Origin of the sequence: Sorangium sp. So ce1153 (genome assembly GCF_051521595.1) — a bacterium.
Taxonomy (GTDB): Bacteria; Myxococcota_A; Polyangia; order Polyangiales; family Polyangiaceae; genus Sorangium.
In genome coordinates, this window is sequence record NZ_CP150361.1 from 5,812,143 (window position 1) to 5,832,515 (window position 20,373).

Here is a 20,373-nt window from a genome sequence, read left to right on the forward strand (position 1 = left end):
GGACCATCGTTCGAGAACGCTCGGGGCCAGCTGTCTCGATGTCGCTCGTTCGCGGGGCGGGTGCCGGGGACGTCAAATCTGCGCAACTGGGTCTGGTCCCGAGTCGATATACGGGCATGAACACAGAGTTGGAGATGGGGAGATTGTGGGACCTGTCCGAGCGAGTCCTTGGAGCGTGCATCGAGGTGCATCGCCACCTCGGTCCCGGGCTTCTGGAATCCGCCTACGAACAATGCTTGTGCCATGAACTGTCGCGCACCGGTCTGAGCTTCGACAGACAAAGGCCGCTGCCGGTGACCTACAAGGGAGTCATGCTCGCCTGCGGTTATCGACTCGACGTTGTCGTCGAGGAGAAGCTCGTGCTGGAACTCAAGGCCGTCGATCACCTGCTGCCAGTCCATGAAGCTCAGGTGCTCACGTACCTCAAGTTGACGGACCTGGACGTCGGACTGCTCGTCAACTTCAACACGCCGGTGCTCCGCCGCGGGATCCGCCGCCTGGTACGCCGCGGTGCGGAAGCTGTCGGGCTCGCCCGGTTTCGCATCGAAGGGGATCACTCCGGCACCACCGGCCGCCCCGCATCGATGCAATCCAACCCAGCCGGCGCAGCGACGGCCGGTTCGAACGACTGATCCCGGCTCTCGCCTCCCCGTCTCCCTGTGTACTCTCTCTTTCTCTCTCTCGCCTCCCCGCCTCCCCGCCTCCCTGTTAATCTCTCCTTCTCCATCTTCCTCTCCGCTCAACATCTCGATCTCCCTCGGCAGCTCAGCGGACGCCGCCGAGGGCCGCTCGCGAGCGCCGGGCGTCAGCGCTCGCCGATCGTGGCCAGGACGCCGAAGTGATCCGACAGGGTCGTCCGGACCGGACGCCCCTCGGCGCTGATCGTGACCGGCGCGTCGAGAATGCGGCCCACGCGCAGGCGCGCGTCGAGGCCGCGCAGGAGCACGTGGTCGAGCCGCCAGCCCGAGTCCCCCACGTCGCCCGTGCCGAGCCCGTCGTGCGAGAAGGTCCCGCGGCGGTCGGGCACGTCCGCGTCGCGGAAGCCGGCGCCCTCCAGCCGGCGGAAAAGCGACGAGCCGGGCGTCGTGTTGAGGTCGCCGAGGAGCAGCGCCGGCGCGCCGCCGGCCTTCTCGTCGACCCAGGCGAGCAGGCGCTCGACCTGGGGCGGCTGCTCCGCGCCGCCCGGCGACAGGTGCGCCGCGAAGACGTGGAGAGCCCCGAGCCCGGGCGCCGCGACGCGCGCGTACAGGGCGCCGCGGGCGTTCACGGTCGACTCGAACACGAGGATGTCGCGCGCCTCGAGCGACGCGCGCGCGAGGATCCCCGTGCCGAACGAGCCCCCGTAGGCGATGAGCCCGCCATAGCGCGACGACCGGCCCGCCGGCGACGCCTGCGACGCGGTGGGCTCCCCGACGCACCGGTCGACGATCTCGTGGATCGTGCCGACAGGGCGGCTCGCGATGCAGTTGAGGCACGGGGTGGGGAGGGCGAGCGCGGTGCTCGCGCAGCTCTGGACGACACAGCGCGCGAGCGCTTCGTCCGTGAGCCCGTCGCATTTCGCCTCAGCGCACGCGACGAGCGGCCTCACCTGCGAGGCGCTGCACGCCCCGTGCGCCGCCGGGTGCGCGGGCTCCGGCCGGAACGCGTGCGGCAGCCGCGACTCCAGCGCTCGGCGCAGCAGATCCCAGTGGGCGTCGAGCCAGAACTCCTGCACGAACAGGAGATCCACGTCGAGCCCGGCGAGCGCCTCGATGACGCGCGGCACCCGCTCCGTCGCATACGGCAGCACCCCCACGGCAAGCCCGGCGTTGAACGTGGCGACCTGGAACGGCATCGCGGACAGCAATGCACGCCGTATGCCCGTCAGCGCCGCTGTGGTCGTCTCGGCGACTTGCGCGCCGCCGTCGCCGTCCCTCGCCGCCTGTCGCCGCGCGTCAGCCTGCTGTCTCGATGCGCCCGTCGGGGTAGCGCGCGAAGCGGCCCTCCGCGCGAGCGTGGACGGGGTCGTCGCTCGGCCACGGCCACCCGCCGAAGCCGGTCCGCCGGTAATCGAGGAAGGCCTGCTGGACCTCCGCCATCGAGGTCATGACGAACGGGCCGTGCTGCGCGACGGGCTCGCCGATGGGCCGGCCCTGGAGGAGCAGGATCTCGGCCTCGTCAGGGCCGTTCTCGAGGAGCGCCGCGGCGCCGTCGCGCAGCGTGATCCGCTGGCCCGCGGGGACGCGGCGGGCGCCGACGCGCAGCTCGCTGCCGCGGAAGAAGTAGAGCGCGCGGTTCGTGCCGGGCGAGGCGGCCGGCAGCGCGAACCGCGCGCCGGGCGCCATCTTGAGCGTCCAGATCGCGACGTCGGCGTCCGCGCGCGCCGCCCACGACCGCGGCGGCGGCGCCGGCGGGCGGAGCTCGCCGAAGCGGCCGGCCACGACCGTGATCTCGGTCGACCGGCCCGCGGCGTCGCGCACGACCTGCCGCGGGATCGTGTCGCCCCACATCATCACGAAGTGCGGGTCGGCGAGCTTGTCCGCGCGCGGGAGGTTGAGCCAGATCTGGAAGAGCTCGAGCGGATTGGGCGCGTCGCGCTCCACCAGCGGGAACATCTCCGCGTGGACGATGCCGCTCCCCGCCGTGAGCCACTGGACGTCGCCGCGGCCGTAGCGCGCCGCAGCGCCGAGGGAGTCCGCGTGATCGATGAGCCCGCGCCGCACCACGGTCACCGTCTCGAAGCCGCGGTGCGGGTGCTGCGGGAAGCCGGGGACCACGTCGCCGTGGTACATGCGCCACCCGTCCTTGCCCGCGAAATCGCGCCCGATGGCGCGGCCGGCGAGCGAGGCGGCCGGCCCCATTCGCTCGTTGCCGGCCGGGTACGCGTCGTCGTGGTGGACGCAGAAGAGGAACGGGTCGAGCGTCTCCCACGGGGACCCGAGCGGCGCGACGTCGCGGACGACATCCTGCGCGGCGAGCGCTGCTTCCTCGGTGCTGGTGGGCGAGGGCTCGGTGCGGGCGCACGCGGCGACGACGGGCGCCGCGGGCGCGGCAGCGAGGATTCCGAGGGCGGTGCGGCGATCCATGGCGGCCATCGTAAGGTTTGATTGCGAGATGGACAACCGCGCAACCGCGCAACGTGGTGTTGCGCCGGAAGCAACCATCGAGGCGCGGCGGTCGGTGGTAGAGTCGGCGATCGTGCCCAGCCAGCGATCCGAACGCAGCATCATCTTCCTTGTCGCCGCGGTCCAGTTCATCAACATCCTCGACTTCGTGATGGTGATGCCGCTCGGGCCCGACTTCGCCGTCGCCCTCGGCATCTCGATGTCCGAGATCGGCCTCATCGGCGGCAGCTACACGGCGGCGGCCGCGGTCTCGGGCCTCGCGGGCGCGTTCTTCCTCGACAGGTTCGACCGGCGCAGCGCGCTCGCGGTGTCGATGCTCGGGCTCGTCGTCGGCACCGCGGCCGGCGGCCTCGCGACAGGCCTGCCGAGCCTCATGGCGGCGCGCGTGCTCGCCGGGGCGTTCGGCGGGCCCGCGACGTCCGTCTCGTTCTCCATCGTCGCCGACGTCATCCCGCCCGAGCGGCGCGGCAAGGCCATGGGCGTCGTGATGGGCGCGTTCTCCGTCGCCTCGGTGCTCGGCATCCCCGCCGGGCTGGAGCTCGCCCGGCGCGGCGGCTTTCCGCTGCCGTTCTTCGCCGTCGCGGCGCTCGGGCTGCTCGTCGCCGGGCTCGCGATCTTCCTCCTGCCCTCGATGCGAGGCCACCTCGCCGGCGCGCGGCCGTCGGGCGGCGCGCTGCGCGAGCTCAGCGCGCTGGTCGCCCGGCCGATCGTGATGCTCTCGTTCGCGACGACCGCGATCGTGACCGTCGCGTCGTTCCTCGTGATCCCCAACATCTCCGCGTACGTGCAGTACAACCTCGGGTACCCGCGCGAGCGGCTCGGGCTGCTCTACTTCGTCGGGGGCCTCGTCAGCTTCGCGGCGATGCGCGCCGTGGGCCCGCTCGTCGACCGGTTCGGCTCGTTCCAGACGGGCACGGTGGGGGCGGCGGTGCTCGCGGCCGTCCTCTACGCGGGGTTCTTCTCGTACGTGCCCGGGCTGCCCGTGCTCTGGATCTTCATCGTGTTCATGCTGGGCATGACGTTCCGGAACGTCTCGTACAACACGCTCACGTCGAAGGTGCCGCGCCCCGCCGAGCGCGCGCGCTTCACCTCGATCCAGTCGGCCGTGCAGCACCTTTCGTCCGCGCTCGCCTCGTTCGCGTCGGCGCGGATGCTCCACGAGCTCCCGGACCGGCGCCTCGACGGCATGCCGACGGTGGCCGCGCTGTCGATCGCCTTCACGCTCGTGTTCCCGGTCCTGTTCTTCGGGATCGAGCGCCGCGTCGCCGTAGCTGCCGCCGCCGCCCAGCGGCCCTAGCCCTGCCGGCGCGCTTTCTCGCCTATTAGTAAGTTGTATTTCCTTATTGCCACCCATTCCACAAACGAGGTACACCCGATCGCGTGCGCGCGAGCCGCCCCCGACGTGACGCCCGACGTGATCGCCGGGCAGACCCCTGGAGCGGGCCGCCGGGAGAGGCTGACGGGGCCGCGCGCCGCCTGGCCAGAGCGCCATGAGCGAGCGTCCCGGGGTGTCGCCGGGAGATCCTCGCGAGAGCGAGCTCCGCGCCCTCGTCGATGATCTCCGCAAGGTCCTCGCGGACGCCCGCGAGGGCGCGCTCGACGTCCGGTGGGACGAGGCGCTTCCGGAGGGACACCCGCTCTCGGGGCTCCGGCAGGACATCAACGCGCTCATCGAGGCGCTCGCGGTGGAGCGGCGGCGGAGCCTCGATTACGTGGAGCGGGTCGAGGACCAGCGCGCCACCATCGAGCTCCAGCGCGCCGCGCTGCGCGAGCTGTCGACGCCGGTCATCGAGGTCTGGCGCGGCGTGCTCTGTTTCCCGGTGGTCGGCGTCATGGACAGCGAGCGCAGCGCCCAGATGATGAGCGAGCTGCTCCAGGCGGTGGCCGAGCGAGCGGCGGACCACGTCATCATCGACGTCACCGGGATCCACGCGATGGACGGCCAGGCGCTCGGCTCTCTGGTCGCCGCGGCGAGCGCCCTCCGGCTCCTCGGCGCCGAGTGCGTGATCACCGGGATCAAGCCGCTCGTCGCCGACGCGCTGGTGGAGATGGACTTCGACCCGAGCGCGCTGAGCACGCGGAGGAACCTGCGCGACGCGCTCCGCCACATCATCGCGTCGAAGCGCGTGGCCTGAGCGCGCGGCCGGCGCGGCCTTCAGGAGGCAGGGTTCGCCTGCGAGAAGCGATAAGCCCCCACGGTGGCGGCGAGGGACGAGAGGACGAGGAGCGCGAGCGCCAGGCCGACGTTGTGGAGCGACTCGCCGAGGCCGACGATCCAGAGCCAGCGCTCGTCGGGCGGCACCGCGCCGACGAGCGTGAGCGACTTGATGGTGCCGCTGACGAAGCCGAGACCGCCGGATACCAGCGTCAGGATCCCGAGGCTGATCTGGAGCGGCACGAACCGCCGCTCGGGGGAGATGGCGTAACGGACGGACGCAGCGAGGAGCAAGAGCCCGAAGACGAGCGTCGGATACATGCCCCAGCCGCCCATGTGAAAAGCTTCAGCCATGACAAATACCTCCTTGGATTGGGCTCTTGACAGGCGCGCGAGTCGAAGGTTCCGGGGGAGGGGAAAGCGACCTCCGTGCTGCTGAAACCGCTGTAACCCTACCGTGAGGCGAGAGGCGCGCAGCTTGCATGCGCGAGCGGTTCAGGGTTAGCCTCGGATGCATGAGCGGCTCCCCGCCATCGCCGTTGACGACTCAGACCTTCGACCTGCGGGCGTCCCTGGACAGCCGCGGGATCAGCTCCTACCTGCTCGTCATCGGCGCTTCTTCGTCGTACAGGCGCGCCCTCCCCGAGGAAGGCGCGCTCATTGTGGGCCGCAGCGACGACGCCGACGTGAAGCTCGACACCGCCGCGGTCTCCCGGCGGCACGCCAAGATCGTCGTCTCCGGGGGCGAGATCCGGATCACCGATCTCGGCAGCCACAACGGGACCGTCGTGAACGGCGAGCGCATCGAAGGCTCGCGCACGCTCGGCTCCGGCGACATCGTCGCCATCGGCGACACGACGCTGATGCTCCGGCGCGAGCGGCCGTCGAGCGGCAGCGCGCTGATCGACATGGGCCAGCTGCGCCGGCGCGTCGAGGAGGAGATCGAGCGCGCCGCCGACTCGGCGCGGCCTTTTGGCCTGGCGGTGGTGTCGGTCGGCGCCGTGCAGATGCGCACGACCCTCGCGCAGCGGGCGCTCTCGGCGCTCCGGCTCATGGACATCGTCGCCTGGGACGGCGGCTCGCACCTGGCCGTCGGGTTCCCCGAGCTCGGCGGAGAGGCGGCGCGCGCGGCCGTGCTCCAGCTGCTCGAGGCGATCGCGCCGCTGGCCCCCGAGGCGCGCGCCGGCCTGGCCTCCTACCCGTTCGACGGCGGCGACACCGAGACGCTCCTCGCCGGCGCGCGGACCGCCGCGTCGATCGCCGCTCCCGGGTCGATCGCCTCCGCCTCGGAGACCGCCGTCCAGCACGTCATCGGCGAGCGCACCATCGTGGTCGCCGACGCGGCCATGATCCGGCTCTTCGAGCTGATCCGGCGCCTCGCGGCGAGCGATCTGCCTGTCCTCGTCCTCGGCGAGACGGGGGCCGGCAAGGAGAACGCCGCCACCGCCGTGCACCACTGGTCCGCGCGGGCCCAGAAGCCGCTGATCACGCTCAACTGCGCGGCGCTCCCCGAGACGCTCGTGGAGAGCGAGCTCTTCGGCTACGAGAAGGGCGCCTTCTCGGAGGCGCGGGCGCCGAAGCCCGGCCTGCTGGAGCGGGCGCACGGCGGCACCGTCTTCCTCGACGAGATCGGCGAGCTGCCGCTCGGCGTGCAGGCCAAGCTGCTCCGCGCGCTCGAGGCGAAGCGGATCACGCGCCTCGGCGACGTGCGCGATCGCGAGGTGGACATCCGCATCGTCGCCGCCACGAACCGCGACCTCGAGGCCGAGGTCCTCGCCGGCCGCTTCCGTCAGGACCTGCTCTTCCGCCTGAGCGCCGCGGTGGTCGAGCTGCCCCCGCTCCGGCACAGGCGGCGTGAGCTGCCGATCCTGGCCCGGCTGTTCCTCGCCGAGGCGTGCGCGCGGACCGGGCGGCCCGCGCTCGATCTCTCGGAGGCAGCGCTCGCCGCGCTCTTCGCGCACCCGTTCCCCGGCAACGTGCGCGAGCTCAAGAACGCCATGGAGTACGCCGCCGCGACGACGGACGGCCCCGTGATCGAGCCGTGGAGCCTGCCCGAGCGCATCGTCGGGCTCGACGTCCCGCCGCGGCTGGCCGCGGACACCTCGGCGCCGCCCGCCTCGGAGCCCGCCCGCTTCAAGCCGATCGCCGAGGAGCTCCGGGAGATCGAGTGCGCGCGCATGCGTCAGGCGCTCGACGCCGCGGACGGGGTCCAGAAGCGGGCGGCGGCGCTCCTCGGGATGCCTGTCCGCACCTTCACCTTCAAGCTCAAGCAGTACGGCATCCTGCCGCGGGAGGCGAAGCGGAGCCCGTGAGGCGCACGTCCCGCTCCCCGGGGGCCCTCCAGCATCGGGGTCGCGTGAGAGGGCGTTCAGGAGACATCAACCCGGGTGCGCCCGGGTAACGGGAGCTCGTCGGGAACGAGCGATCGGGCACCGTCAGGGCGAGTTTCGTCTATGCTTCAGGATCCGGAGCCCTCCTGATGACCCTGACTCTGGCCGCCCTCGCATTGTTCGCTCCGCTGTGTGCTTACATCGCCCTGCGCGTCAGCGGGCGCCGGGCGTGGGGCGTCGTGCACGACGGCCATGTGTCGCAGGGCGCGGGCGTCTACCGGAGCGTGACGGTGCCGACGTGGAAGCGCGGCTCACCGCCCTTCGTGGTCCGCGCCGCGTCGTTCAGCAGCTTTCTCCTCGGCCAGATGGTTGTACCAGGAGGCCTGGCCGCGCCCCTCGGCTTGCTCCTCCTCCTCGAGAGCCTCGATAAACGGGGAGGGCCGCCGGTGCTGATGCTGCTCGGGGTGCTCGTCCTGTCGGCGCCGACCGGCCTCGTCGTGGCCGTCAAGCTCCTGATCGCCGGCCGGGCCATGGCGCGTCGCGAACCCGGCGCGATCACGTCCACGCGCTCGGCCGCGCGCTGGGCCATCTCGCACAACCTGGCGCTGAGCGCCGGGCTGGCCGTCGTGCCGTTCCTCGATCCTGGCTGGCACTCCGAGCACGTCGTGCTGCTCCAGGTCTGCTACGGCTACGTGGCGGTCTCGCTCGCTCACGCCCTCTTGCTCCGCCGCGCGGCAAGCGCGCTCGAAGCCTACGACGCCGCGCAGGCGGCCGACCCGGCGCCGGCCGACGCGGCGATCGCCGCGTCGTCGGCCTGACGAAGGCCGCGGCGACGCCGCGGGATCAGAAAACAAGCCGGCCCGACAGGCCTGCACCGCCGAGCGACGCGGCGGGCCGGAGCTCGATCTTCACGCCGCCGCGATCCTCGGCGCGGTAGGACTGTGGCCTGTTCATGAAGAGCAGGACCGTCCCCGTGACCACCGTCGCTCCGCCGGCGATCAGGGCGCCGAGGCCCAGCTGGTTCTCGAGGACGCTGGCACCGTACTCATCGTTGTCGGACGGCGCGCAGTAAGGAACGCACTCCTTCTGGAGGCGCTCGTCTATCGACGCATGGCTCTTGCCCGAGTGCCACATGAGCCCACCACCCACGGCGCCCAGGACAGCGCCGGCCCCGATCGTGGCCCAGGGGACCCAGGCGGGCCACCGCTGCCTGGTGACGACGGCATCGACGCCCAGGGCGAGCTGGCCCGACGCCTCCTTGCCGGCGGAGACGACGATGGGCCTGACGACCGTGAAATAACCGCTCTTCCTCGCGACGACGACATGCTCTCCGGGCATGACCATCCGCCGCCCGGTGCCGGGCGCGACGAACCAGGGTTTGCCGTCGAGCAGCACGGCGGCGCCCGGCTCATCACAATGGATCTCGACGGCGGCGAGCTCCTGCTCCACGAGCGATCGCATCGCCGCGCGCGCCTGCTGCTCCATCTCGGGCGCGAGCCGGCCGGGCCCCCAGCGCAAGGAGAGGCTCAGGCTCTCGTAGGCGAGGAGCGGCAGTCCCATGCTCGCGAGCACCCGTCCCAGGTAGATCCGGAGCTCCGGGTGCTCCCAGGAAGCCAGCGCTTCTTCATACTTGGTCCGCGCCTCCGCGAGCATCACGCGCCGGTGCAGCTCCCGCGCCTCCTCGAAGAGCGCCTGCGCCCTCTGCTTGCGCTCCTCGGAGACCCCCTGGTGCCATGGAGGCGGCGAGCCCTGGGCTCGCGCGGGCCCGGCGCACAGGGCCACGAGAGCGATCGGCAGGAGGAGCCGCGCCGTGGAGAGGGCGACTCGGCCGAGTCGTCTGCCGATCGCCGTCCTGATCGCCGGGCGCCTCGCGACCGCGGCGTCCGCGGGACTTCCGACCGCGCACCCGCCGAGGCTCGCCGGGCGCGTGAGCGCGTGCCGCGACCGACACGACGAGCGCACGTCAATGCGAAGGCTACATACGCGCATATCTTCCTGCAAAGTAAGCTGGTGTGTGGGTGTGTCGTTGAAGGCCTGCGACCCTCGGAGCCCGGGGATGCCATCCAGAAGCGGTGTGGCAGCAGGGGAGCGGGCTGGATCCGCCATGGGAAGAGATGTACAGGCGTTCATTGGAAAGGTTATATCCTGCCGTCATCGCGACGGCCGTCGTCATCGTGCTCCACAAAACATCGATCATCGCGTCGCCGCGTACGGATAGAGCGAAGCGGCCCCCGGCGCTCGCCGCCGGGGGGCCGCGCGGTCGCCCTTCGGCGCGGCCGAGCACGAGCCCGGGAGGCGTCCCGCAATGAACCGCGCAGGGCCCGAGAACACGGTCGACGCGAGCATGACGAGCAACGGCGCAGCGCCCCCCAGGGCCGGGCTGTCCGATAGAGTACCGAGCAGGGCCGGCGGCCTGGCCGCGGGCGCTCGCGACATGAGGACCCGAACCTTGAACACGGCGGACTCCCCGCCGCCTTCCTCGCCGTCGCAGACCACCAGGCCGCCGCCTTCGGCCGGGGACCGCGTCGGCCACTACGAGCTCCTGCGCGAGCTCGGCCGGGGGGGGATGGGCGTCGTCTTCCTGGCGCGCGACCTCCGGCTCGCTCGCCTCGTCGCGATCAAGCTCCTCACGAAGCTGAGCCGGATCGGGGTCCAGCGCTTCCTCGTCGAGGCGCAGGCGACCGCGCGCTGCAAGCACGAGCACATCGTGACGATCCACGAGGTGAACGAGCACGACGGGTTCCCGTACATGGTGCTCGAGTACATCGAGGGGCAGAGCTTCCGCGGCTGGATGAAGCAGCGCCGGCCCGCCGATGCCCCCGCCCGGGTGTCGACGGCGCCGGTCCCGCCCGGCCTGGCCGTCGAGATGGTGGTCCCCATCGTGCGCGCGCTCGCGAGCGCGCACGCGTCCGGCATCGTCCACCGCGACCTCAAGCCGGAGAACGTCATGCTGGACGCGTCGGGCGCGATCAAGGTGGTCGATTTCGGCATCGCCTCGCTGCGCGACGACGAGGCGAGCCTCTCGGGCGAGCACCCCGCCGAGGACATGCGCCTGACCCGCACGGGAGCGTTCGTTGGTACGCTGCCTTACATGTCCCCCGAGCAGTGGGCGGCGAAGGATATCGACGCCTCCAGCGATGTCTGGGCCGTGGGCATCCTGCTCCACGAGCTCGTGCTCGGCGCGCACCCGCTCGCGCCGTGCAGGATGCAGGACCTCGTCGCGGTGCCGCGCCTCGACGAGCCGATGCCCGAGGTCGGCGCGGGCCACCCGGAGCTGGGCGCGCTCGGCGCGATCATCGACCGCTGCCTGCGCAAACGAAAAGCCGAGCGGTTCGCCTCGGCGCAGGAGCTCCTGGCGGCGCTCGCGCCGCTCCTGCCCGGGCGCCGGGAGATCCACCTCGGCGCGGACGAGAGCCCGTTCGCCGGCCTGTCGTCGTTCCAGGAGGCCGACGCCGACCGCTTCTTCGGCCGCGCGCAGGACCTCGCGGGCGTCGTCGCGCGCCTCCGCAGCCAGCCGCTGCTCGCGCTCGCGGGCGCGTCGGGCGTCGGCAAGTCGTCGCTCGTGCGGGCCGGGGTGATCCCGGCGCTCAAGCGCTCCGGCGAGGGCTGGGAGGCGCTGGTCATGCGGCCCGGGCGCGAGCCGCTGGCGGCGCTCGCGGACCTGTTCAGCCACCCCGCCATGACGCTGAGCACCGACGCGCAGGCGCTCGCCGCCGACGGCGGCGCGGTGGGGCGCGCGGCCGTGGTCGAGCGGCTGCGCGCCGAGCCCGGCCTGCTCGGCGCCGCGCTGCGCGGGTGGGCGGGCCGCGCGCAGCGGCGCCTCTTGCTGTTCGTCGATCAGTTCGAGGAGCTCATCACGCTCGGCGCCCCGGCCGAGGAGCGCGCCGCGTTCCTCGCGTGCATCGAGGGCATCGCCGACGACGCCTCCTCGCCGCTCCGGGTGGTCCTGTCGGTGCGGTCCGACTTCCTCGAGCGGATGACCGACCACGAGCACTTCATGGCGGCGATGACGCGCGGCCTCGTGTTCCTCCGGCCGATGGGGCGCGAGGGGCTGCGCGAGGCGCTGGTGAAGCCGGTGGAGGCGGCGCGGCACGAGATCGAGGACCCGGCGATGGTCGAGGGCATCCTCGACGCGCTCTCGACGACGCGGGGCGCGCTGCCGCTGCTCCAGTTCACGGCGGCGAGGCTCTGGGAGACGCGGGACCGGGGGCGCCGGCTGCTCACGCGGGCGAGCTACGAGGCGATGGGCGGCGTGGCCGGCGCCCTGGCGAGCCACGCCGACACGCTGCTGGCCGGGATGAGCGAGCGACAGGCGAGGCTGTCGCGGGCGGTGCTGGAGCGGCTGGTGACGCCGGAGCGGACGCGGGCGGTGGCCAGCCTGGGCGAGCTCTGCGAGCTGCCCGGGGACCCGGGCGAGATCGAGCGGGTGGTGGGCCTGCTCGCCGACGGGCGGCTCCTGGCGATCGAGAAGGGGAACGACCGCGCGGGCAGCACGGTGGAGCTGGTCCACGAGTCGCTCATCGAGCGGTGGCCGACGCTCACGCGCTGGCTCGACGAGAGCCAGGAGGACGCCGTGTTCCTGGACCGGCTGCGCGCCGCGGCCCGGCTCTGGGACGCGAGCGGCCGTGCCGCGGACACGCTCTGGACCGGCAAGGTCGCGAGGGAGGCGCGCGGCTTTCGCGAGCGCTACCGGGGCGCGCTGCCGGAGCGGGAGCGGCTCTTCCTGGAGGCGGTGCTCCGGCTGGCCGACCAGACGTACCGGAGGCGGCGCCGGCTCGTCTCCGGGGTCATCGCGGGGCTGTCGCTCGTGGCGATCGCGGGTGGGGCGGGGATCGTGAAGCTGACCCGCCAGAACCGGGTGATCACGGCGCAGCTCGACGAGATCCGGAGGAAGGAGGACACGCTGAAGGAGGCGCTCGCGAGCGAGGAGGCGCAGCGGAGCGCGGCGGAGCGGGCGCGGCAGGACAGCGAGGCGGAGCGGCGGTGGGCCGAGCAGATGAAGCGCGAGGCGGAGGAGGCCCGGAAGCGCGCCGAGGCCGAGGCAGAGCGCGCCCGCGTGGCGGCGGGCGTGGCGCAGGCGGCGCGGGATACTGCGCAGCGGTCCGAGGCCGAGGCGCGCGAGGCCGAGGTGAAGGCCACCGAGGAGGAGCGGAAGGCGAAAGCGGCGGCGGAGGCCGCGCTGCGGAGCAAGCGCGAGCAGGAGGAGCTGATCGAGCGGACGGTGGGGAAGATCGGGGAGAAGCTGAAGTAGCGGGCGCCGGCGGGCGCGCGCCTGGAGGCGGGGGACGGACCTCGTCAGGACGCTCGCGCCGCTTCGCGGCCGCGAGGTCGGCGCAGGCCCTGCGAAGTTTGCGAAGAGTGCGACGAACATCGCTGCGAGGAGAGGGCGCCTTGCGCCTCGTCGAGGTGCGGCGCGCTGCGCTGGAGAGCTGCCTGGGATCGAGGTTGCGCGGCTACCGTGGCTACAGGGTCCGGGTGTGACGGTAGATGGCGCCGCCATCGCCGACGAAAAACGAAGATCTCCCGGCGGCCCACGCTCCGAAGAGGATGTGATCTGTCGTGGAGTTGAGCTTGAGCCAGGAGACCCCGTCGTAGTGCAGGAGGGTGCCGAACTCACCCACGGCGAAGACATCCCGCGGCCCGCTCCCCCACACGCCATACAACACGGCCAGCGTGGTCGAGCTCCTGACCTGCCACTCCTGGCCGTCGTAGTGCAGGATCGTGCCGCTGGAACCCACGGCAAAGACGTCGTTCCGCCCGCTGCCCCACACGCCGGACAACCATTCCACCGGTACGGGCAAGATCATGTCGCGCCAGCCGTGGCCGTCGTAGTGCAGCATCGTGCCGAAATCACCGACGGCAAAGACGTCGTTCGGCCCGCTGCCCCACACGCCGGACAACCGTTCCGACGTGGGCGAGGTCATGGCCTGCCAGTCCTGGCCGTCGTAGTGCAGGATCGTGCCGCTGGGACCCACGGCGAAGACATCCCGCGGCCCGCTGCCCCACACGCCGAGCAACGCTTCCGATGTGGGCGAGGTCATGGCCTGCCAGTCCCGGCCGTCGTAGTGCACGATCGTGCCGCTGGAACCCACGGCGAAGACATCCTGCGGCCCGCTGCCCCACACGTCATAAAACCATTCGTCAGACAATTCATTCAACACGGGCGAGGTCGTGGTCTGCCAGTCCCGGCCGTCGTAGTGCAGGATCGTGGCGAACCCACCCACGGCAAAGACGTCGTTCGGCCCGCTGCCCCACACGCCGTTCAACCATTCATTCGATGTGGGCGAGGTCATGGCCTGCAAGTCCTGGCCGTCGTAGTGCAGCGTCACGCCGATCGCACCCACGGCAAAGACGTCGCTCGGCCCGCTGCCCCACACGCCGTTCAACCCTCTGTCCGATGTGGGTGAGGTCATGGCCTGCAAGTCCTGGCCGTCGTAGTGCAGGATCGTGCCGTTCTCACCCACCGCAATCACGTTCTGCGGCCCGCTGCCCCACACGCCAGACAGCCCTTCCGACGTGGGTGAGGTCATGGCCTGCCAGTCCTGGCCGTCGTAGTGCAGGATCGTGCCGCTGGAACCCACGGCGAAGACGTCCTGCGGCCCGCTGCCCCACACGCCAGACAGCCTTTCCGATGTGGGTGAGGTCATGGCCTGCCAGTCCTGGCCGTCGTAGTGCAGGATCGTGCCGCCGGCGCCCACGGCGAAGACGTCCTGCGGCCCGCTGCCCCACACGCCAGACAGCCCTTCGGATGTGGGTGAGGTCATGGCCTGCCAGTCCTGGCCGTCGTAGTGCAGGATCGTGCCGCCGGCGCCCACGGCGAAGACATCCTGCAGCCCGTTCCCCCACACGTCGGACAGAGTCGCCGACGTTGTCGAGTCCATGGGGTGCCAGTACTGGTCGTGGTAGTGCACGATCGTGCCGCCCTGACCCACCGCAATCACGTTCTGCGGCCCGCTTCCCCACACGCCGAGATACGTTTCCTGTAGGGGTGGCGTCATGGCCTGCCAGTCATGGCCGTTGTAGTGCGAGATCGTGCCGTTCTGACCCACCGCAAAGACGTCCTGCGGCCCGCTTCCCCATACGTCCGTCAACGTCTCCGATGTGACGGGCTCCTGCCGGCGCCAGTTCCAGATCCCGCACGGCGTGGCGGACAGCTCATCGCAGGAGTTGGCGCACCCGGGGCGGCCGAAGTCGTAGCGCAGGGAGACGCAGGATGTCGTGACTTGCAGTTTGGTATCGCAGATCTCGTCCTCTGCCAGCTCCCCGTCGCCGCAGTGTTTTTTGCAATCGCCCCTGCAATACCCGCGGAGATCCGCGTTCGGGACGCCGCGGCACAGCGGGTCGGCCGCGCCCAGCTCGTCAGCGCCGCAGTCGCACTCCTCCCCGCGTATCGCGTCAACGACGCCGTTGCCGCAGCGCTCGTCGGACATGCAGTCGGCGCTGCACCCGTCACCGTCTCGCTCGTTGCCGTCGTCGCAGACCTCGTGCCGCGCGGCGTCGATGGTGCCGTTGCCGCAGCGCTCGTCGGACGTGCAGTCGGCGCTGCACCTGTCACCGTCGGTCGTGTTCCCGTCGTCGCAGCGCTCGCGGTCCTCGACGAGCCCGTTGCCGCACATGTGGAAGTGGCCGGGGGCAACACACAGGTGTTGGCCCATGGCGGGCGAGACGCACTCATGGCCGCTCGGGCAAAAGCTACCGCCGCAAGGTTTCCCGCCTTGGAGGCATGCACCCGCGCCGGCGATCAGCGCCGTCACGAACACGAGCGCCACGAGGTGACGAGCCGCCCAGCCGCCCCGCGAAGGGCCCGTGACGTTCCCGTTCCTCTTCATGCCCCGCATCCGCAGCCGTACCCTCATCTTCGCCTCGCCATTCTTCTCGGGCGGCCCGGCGGCTCGCTCCCGGCCTCGCAGCGCCGCCGACCGTGTGTGACGCGTCGATGCTGGGCGAGATGTTCGAGCAGCGGCCAGGTCCAGCCGGACCGGACCAACCACCCGAGGCGATCTCGGGCACTGACACGAATCGGGATCGTGCGATGTCCTCAGCCTCAGTATCCGCTGCACCCAGGCAAGCCGCATGTCGCGCAGCAAGCGGCGTGCCACGTTGCGCCGCCGGACCCGGACGCAGGCGTGCACCTGTATCGTGCGATGGCGGCGCGACTCCTGTCCTCGCGGCGGCGCACGGCGGCGTCGGGAGAGTCGCCTCGGCGTCTCCGGGGCGCGGCGTCGGCGCGATGGCAATTCTTGCCGCGCTCATGCCCCGCAGCGATGGCAATCTTTGCCATGAAGGCAACGCTTGCCACGCGCAGGCTGGCCCAGGGCGCGAGAGCGGCCGCGGGGCGCCCGCGCGGCGTGGCTGGATGGGCGCGCCGCGCGGCCCGCTCCTGCTCGGAAGGTCCTTCGCGCGGAGTGGGGCACGCGGGTTGCGATGGCGCCCGGACAGCCGGGCTCGCCGGCGATCACCGTGAAAGGTAGGTAACAGCCATGAAAACGCTCCAGACCGTCTTCCTCTGCGCGCCCTTCTTCGGCCTCGTCGCGATGGCCCTGCCGGGTTGTTGGGACGAGTCCGCACCGGATTCAGAGTCCGAGGAGATCCTCTGCGGTAAGCTGGCCGAGTGCGGGAAGCTGAGCGCGGGCGTGACAGCCGATCGGTGCGCGGACAACATGGGCTTGCTCCACCTCCAGGCGATCAACGAGATGAAGGCCTGCACGCCGGTGTTCGAGCAGCTCCAGAGCCTCATGGCCTGCGCGGCGCAGCAGCAGGGCTGCGAGGGCGACGTCGCCGCGGAGGTCGCCGAGCTCCCGGCAGAACACCCGTGCTTCGAGGAGAACGAGCGCTACAAGAAGGCCTTGCAGGAGGTGGGGGTCCCGAGTCAGGAGCCAGACGCTGGAGCCCTGTGCGCCTTCTTTTATGAGAGGGCCGTGGACATGGCGACAACGCCCTCGACCGGCAAGGCGTGCACGACGAACGCCGACTGCCCGGATGTCGAGTGTCCGGACCCGGCGCTCGGGAGCGGCGGTTACTGCCAGAACGGCAAGTGCAAGACGTCGATCGACATCTGCCGGTGAGCACAGCCTGGAGGTCGACCAGGTTGAGCTCGGCCTTGCCCGCGCTCAGCCCTGAGCGGGAGCCCTCGGCCTCCTGAAAGGCCCGGGGACCGCCCGCCTCAGCGCTGCTGCGCCCCGAACCGCGCCTTGGCCGCGTCCACCGCGGCCTTGGTCCACTTGTCGACCTCGTCGTCCGTCAACGTCCGCTCCGGCGACCGGAACCACAGCGCGAAACCCAGCGAGTGGGTCCCCGCCGGGAGCTCGCTGCCGCGGTAGCGGTCGAACAGCTCGACCTTCTCGCAGCGCTCCCCGGCGGTGGTCCGTAGCACCTCGATCACCTGGCCCGCCGGCACGTCGAGCGGCAAGAGGAGCGCCACGTCGTGCCGCATCGCCGGGAACCGGCTCGGCTTCGCGGCCACCGGCGCCCTGTACGCCGCCGCCACCGCCGCGAGGTCGAGCTCCGCCACCACGGCCCCGCTCGTGATCTCCAGCGCGTCGCGCACGTCCGGGTGCAGCTCCGCCACGTACCCGACCGGCCTGCCGTCGAGCGTGACCCGCGCGCCCTTGCGCGGGTGCGCCCACGGCGGCGGCTCGCCCTCCAGATCGAACGCCGGCGCCACGTTGCCCGCGAGCTCGGCCAGCACCGCCTCGACGACGCCCTTGCCGTCGTAGAAATCGACGTCCTCGGGCCGCGTGAGATAGCTGTCGCGCGGCCCCGCGAGCAGGACCGTCAGCCGCGTCGGCTCGTCCACCGGCGGCCGCTCGACCCGCGCCGGCTGGCCCGCGCCGTCCGCGGTGGTTGCACCGCCCGCGCCACCCGCAGCCCCCGCCGCCTCGCCCTGGCGCGGCAGGAACACCTGGCTCACCTCGAAAAGGCGCACCCGCGGCACGTTGTACCGCTGCGAGCGCTGCGCGACCGTGAGCAGCCCCGGCACGAGCGACGGCCGCATCACCGACTTCTCCTCGGAGAGCGGGTTCAGCAGCCGGAGCAGCGACGCGCTGTCGTAGCGCGCCGCCTTCAGCTCCTGCGGCGAGAGGAACGAGTACGTCACCGCCTCGTGCAGCCCGATCCCCGTGCAGATCTGGCGCACCCTGCGCCGCAGCCGGTAGTCGCCCTTCGCGCCCGCGGGCGCCGCCGCGACGTGCGGGAGCCGGCTCGGGATCTTGTCGTAGCCGGCGACGCGCGCGACCTCCTCGATGAGATCGATCTCCTCGACGATGTCCGGCCGGTGCGCCGGCACCTCGACGACGAGCTGGTCCGAAAGCTGCGCCACGATCGAGATGCCCAGCGTCCCCAGGATCTCGCGCGTCCGCGCCGGCGCCTCGGCGCCGATGATGCGCTGATACCGCGGCAGGCGCAGCGTCAGCCGGCGCGGGTCGCGCGGGGTCACGTACGCGTCGATCGGCTCGCCCGCCGCCCCGCCGCCGGCGAGCTCGCAGATGAGCGCGCTCCCGCGGTCGCGCGACAGCGGCACCCCCGAGATGTCGACCTCCCGCTCGAAGCGGTGCGACGCCTCGGTGTGGAAGCCGTACCGGCGCGCGGACCTGCGGATCCCGCGCGGCTCGAAGTACGCGGACTCGAGGAACACCCGGCGCGTCGTCGCGGTGACCCCGCTGTCCGCGCCGCCGATCACGCCGGCCAGCGCGACGACGCGCTCCGCGTCGGCGATCACCAGGTCGTCCTCGTTCAGGGTCAGCTTCTGCCCGTCGAGCGCGACGAACGCCTCGCCCGGCCGGGCCATCCGGATCTCGACCGGCAGGCGCAGCGCGTCCAGATCGAAGGCGTGGAGCGGCTGCCCCCGCTCGAGCATCACCAGGTTGGTCGCGTCGACGATGTTGGTGATCGGTCGCACGCCGAGGCGGCCGAGCCGCACCCGCGCCCAGAGCGGCGAGGGGCCGACGCGGACGCCCTCGATCACCTGGCCGGCATACCGCGGGCAGCGCGCCCCGTCGCGCACCTCGACCGACGCTTGCGCGGCCCGCGCAATGTCGCGCGACGGCGCGGCGACGGCCGGCGGCTCGAAGGGGACGCCGAGCACCGCGGCCACGTCCCGGGCCACGCCCAGGTGACCCAGCGCGTCGGGCCGGTTGGGCGTGACGCTGAGCTCGATGATCCAGTCCTCGAGGCGCGGCTCCCAGTCGAGCAGCGATTGCCCGGGCCGGCCGCCCTCGACGAGCAGCAGCCCCTCGTGGCTCGACCCGAGCCCGAGCTCGTCCTCGGCGCAGAGCATGCCGGCGGAGGTGACGCCGGCGACCGCCTTCTCGGTCAGCGTGACGAGCGCGCCGGCGCGGTCGAGGACCTGCGCCCCCACGGGCGCATAACAGACGAGCGCGCCGGCGCCGGGGGCCGGGACGTTCTGCGCGCCGCACACGACCTCGACGCCCTCGCCGGCGCCGGCCGCGTCCACGCGGACCAGCGTGAGGCCCTTCTTGCTCGGGTGCGGCCGCGTCGCGACGACGCTCGCGAGGACCACCGAGCGCAGCGCCGCGCCGACGTGCGTGACGCGATCCACCTCGAGCCCGCCGCGGCCGAGCGCCGACGTCACCGCGTCGACGCCGGGATCGGAGCCGAGGATCTCTTGAAGCCACTTGTAGGATATCAACATGGGAGTCGGGCCTGCGGCGAGCGGAGATGTGCCTAGAGGCTTCCGAGGAAGCGGACGTCGTTCTCGTAGAAGGCGCGGATATCGTCGACGGCGAACTTCATGTTGGCCGTGCGATCCACGCCGATGCCGAAGGCCAGCCCGGTGTAGAGCTCCGGGTCGATTCCGACGTTCCGGAGCACCGTCGGGTGGACCATGCCGCACCCGAGCACCTCCAGCCAGCCAGTCCCCTTGCACTGCGGGCAAGCGCGGTTCTCGCCGAAGCAGACGAGGCAGGAGACGTCGAGCTCGGCGCTCGGCTCGGTGAAGGGGAAGTAGCTCGGCCGGAAGCGCGTCCGCGTGTTCTCACCGAACATCCGGCGGCTGTAGACCTCGAGCAGGCCCTTGAGGTCGGCGAGCGACACGTCGCGATCGACGACGAGCCCCTCGATCTGCACGAACATGGGGCTGTGGCTCGCGTCGTCGTCGCGGCGATAGACGACGCCGGGCGCGACGATCATGACCGGGGGAGGGTGGGAGAGCATCTCGCGCACCTGCACCGGGCTCGTGTGCGTGCGGAGCAGCACGTTCTGCCCCGGATCGCCCGCCACGTAGAACGTGTCGTGCATGTCCATCGCCGGGTGATCCGCCGGGAACCCGAGGAGATCGAAGTTGTAGCGCGCGAGCTCGATCTGCGGCCCCTCGGCCACGTCGAACCCGAGCCCGACGAAGATATCGACGATCTCGTCGAGCGTCCGCATGATCGGGTGCGCGCGCCCGGGCGCGCGCCAGCGGCCGGGCAGGGTGATATCGAGCGGCGGCGCCGCGAGCTCGAGGTCGCGCGCGGTGCGCTTGATCCGCGCGGTGGCCACCTCCCGGGCGCGCTCCACGCGGCCCTTGACGGCGTTGAGCCGCTGGCCGAGCAGCTTGCGCTCCTCGGGGGCCGCGCCGGGCAGCTGCTTCATCAGCGCATTGAGCGAGCCGCGGCGCCCAAGCAGGCTGGCATACAGGCGGTTCAGCTCATCGAGATCGCCGACGGCGGCGAACTGGACGTCCACCGTGCGATCGACCTCGTCGATGAGGCGGCCGAGTTCGGGACCACTCATTGCCGCCCCCCTTACCTCAGGGGCCATGCCAACGCAAGACGGTGACCTCCCG

Annotated in this window: 14 protein-coding genes; 7 read left to right on the top strand and 7 right to left on the bottom strand. The window is 71.9% G+C overall.

All coding sequences use genetic code 11. From position 1 onward, the window contains the following. Positions 1–116: 116 nt before the first annotated feature. Positions 117–632, top strand: a complete 516-nt coding sequence (locus WME85_RS20660; RefSeq protein WP_437840419.1) for a GxxExxY protein — start codon at positions 117–119, stop codon at positions 630–632. 173 nt (positions 633–805) lie between these two features. On the opposite strand, the gene WME85_RS20665 is transcribed toward WME85_RS20660, so the two are convergent. Continuing rightward, positions 806–1,834, bottom strand: coding sequence for an endonuclease/exonuclease/phosphatase family protein (locus WME85_RS20665; RefSeq protein ID WP_437840420.1), 1,029 nt, complete (start codon positions 1,832–1,834; stop codon positions 806–808). Between the two features lie 100 nt (positions 1,835–1,934). Further along, positions 1,935–3,074, bottom strand: a complete 1,140-nt coding sequence (locus WME85_RS20670) for a pirin family protein (protein ID WP_437840421.1) — start codon at positions 3,072–3,074, stop codon at positions 1,935–1,937. A 19-nt stretch (positions 3,075–3,093) separates the two neighbouring features. On the opposite strand from WME85_RS20670, the gene WME85_RS20675 reads away from it, so the two are divergent. Next, positions 3,094–4,401 carry an MFS transporter gene (locus WME85_RS20675; RefSeq protein ID WP_437840422.1) on the top strand — a complete coding sequence of 436 codons (1,308 nt, stop codon included), beginning with the start codon at positions 3,094–3,096 and terminating at the stop codon, positions 4,399–4,401. A 193-nt stretch (positions 4,402–4,594) separates the two neighbouring features. Continuing rightward, the gene (locus tag WME85_RS20680; protein ID WP_437840423.1) at positions 4,595–5,239 is read left to right on the top strand and encodes an STAS domain-containing protein; all 645 of its coding nucleotides are present in this window, start codon (positions 4,595–4,597) and stop codon (positions 5,237–5,239) included. A 20-nt stretch (positions 5,240–5,259) separates the two neighbouring features. Here WME85_RS20680 and WME85_RS20685 read toward each other — a convergent pair whose 3' ends face one another. Further along, positions 5,260–5,613 (bottom strand): hypothetical protein, encoded by a 354-nt coding sequence (locus WME85_RS20685; RefSeq protein WP_437840424.1) that lies wholly within the window; start codon positions 5,611–5,613, stop codon positions 5,260–5,262. 161 nt (positions 5,614–5,774) lie between these two features. Between WME85_RS20685 and WME85_RS20690 the strand changes: the two genes are divergently transcribed. Beyond that, a complete protein-coding gene (locus WME85_RS20690; RefSeq protein WP_437840425.1) occupies positions 5,775–7,571 on the top strand; it encodes a sigma 54-interacting transcriptional regulator in 1,797 nt (598 codons plus the stop codon). Between the two features lie 167 nt (positions 7,572–7,738). Continuing rightward, positions 7,739–8,407, top strand: a complete 669-nt coding sequence (locus WME85_RS20695; RefSeq protein ID WP_437840426.1) for a hypothetical protein — start codon at positions 7,739–7,741, stop codon at positions 8,405–8,407. 25 nt (positions 8,408–8,432) lie between these two features. On the opposite strand, the gene WME85_RS20700 is transcribed toward WME85_RS20695, so the two are convergent. Then, on the bottom strand, positions 8,433–9,371 hold the full coding sequence (locus WME85_RS20700) for a hypothetical protein (RefSeq protein ID WP_437840427.1): 939 nt from the start codon (positions 9,369–9,371) through the stop codon (positions 8,433–8,435). A 667-nt stretch (positions 9,372–10,038) separates the two neighbouring features. On the opposite strand from WME85_RS20700, the gene WME85_RS20705 reads away from it, so the two are divergent. Continuing rightward, the gene (locus WME85_RS20705; RefSeq protein ID WP_437840428.1) at positions 10,039–12,840 is read left to right on the top strand and encodes a serine/threonine-protein kinase; all 2,802 of its coding nucleotides are present in this window, start codon (positions 10,039–10,041) and stop codon (positions 12,838–12,840) included. Between the two features lie 211 nt (positions 12,841–13,051). Here the strand turns inward: WME85_RS20705 and WME85_RS20710 are convergent, their stop codons facing one another. Beyond that, positions 13,052–15,358 carry a glucosyltransferase-I gene (locus tag WME85_RS20710; RefSeq protein WP_437840429.1) on the bottom strand — a complete coding sequence of 769 codons (2,307 nt, stop codon included), beginning with the start codon at positions 15,356–15,358 and terminating at the stop codon, positions 13,052–13,054. Positions 15,359–16,069: 711 nt separating this feature from the next. Between WME85_RS20710 and WME85_RS20715 the strand changes: the two genes are divergently transcribed. After that, on the top strand, positions 16,070–16,654 hold the full coding sequence (locus tag WME85_RS20715; RefSeq protein ID WP_437840430.1) for a hypothetical protein: 585 nt from the start codon (positions 16,070–16,072) through the stop codon (positions 16,652–16,654). A gap of 98 nt (positions 16,655–16,752) precedes the next feature. On the opposite strand, the gene pheT is transcribed toward WME85_RS20715, so the two are convergent. Both pheT and pheS read right to left on the bottom strand, forming a co-directional pair. Then, a complete protein-coding gene (gene pheT / locus WME85_RS20720) occupies positions 16,753–19,239 on the bottom strand; it encodes a phenylalanine--tRNA ligase subunit beta (RefSeq protein ID WP_437840431.1) in 2,487 nt (828 codons plus the stop codon). A 32-nt stretch (positions 19,240–19,271) separates the two neighbouring features. Then, a complete protein-coding gene (gene pheS, locus WME85_RS20725; protein WP_437840432.1) occupies positions 19,272–20,321 on the bottom strand; it encodes a phenylalanine--tRNA ligase subunit alpha in 1,050 nt (349 codons plus the stop codon). Between the last annotated feature and the right edge of the window lie 52 nt (positions 20,322–20,373).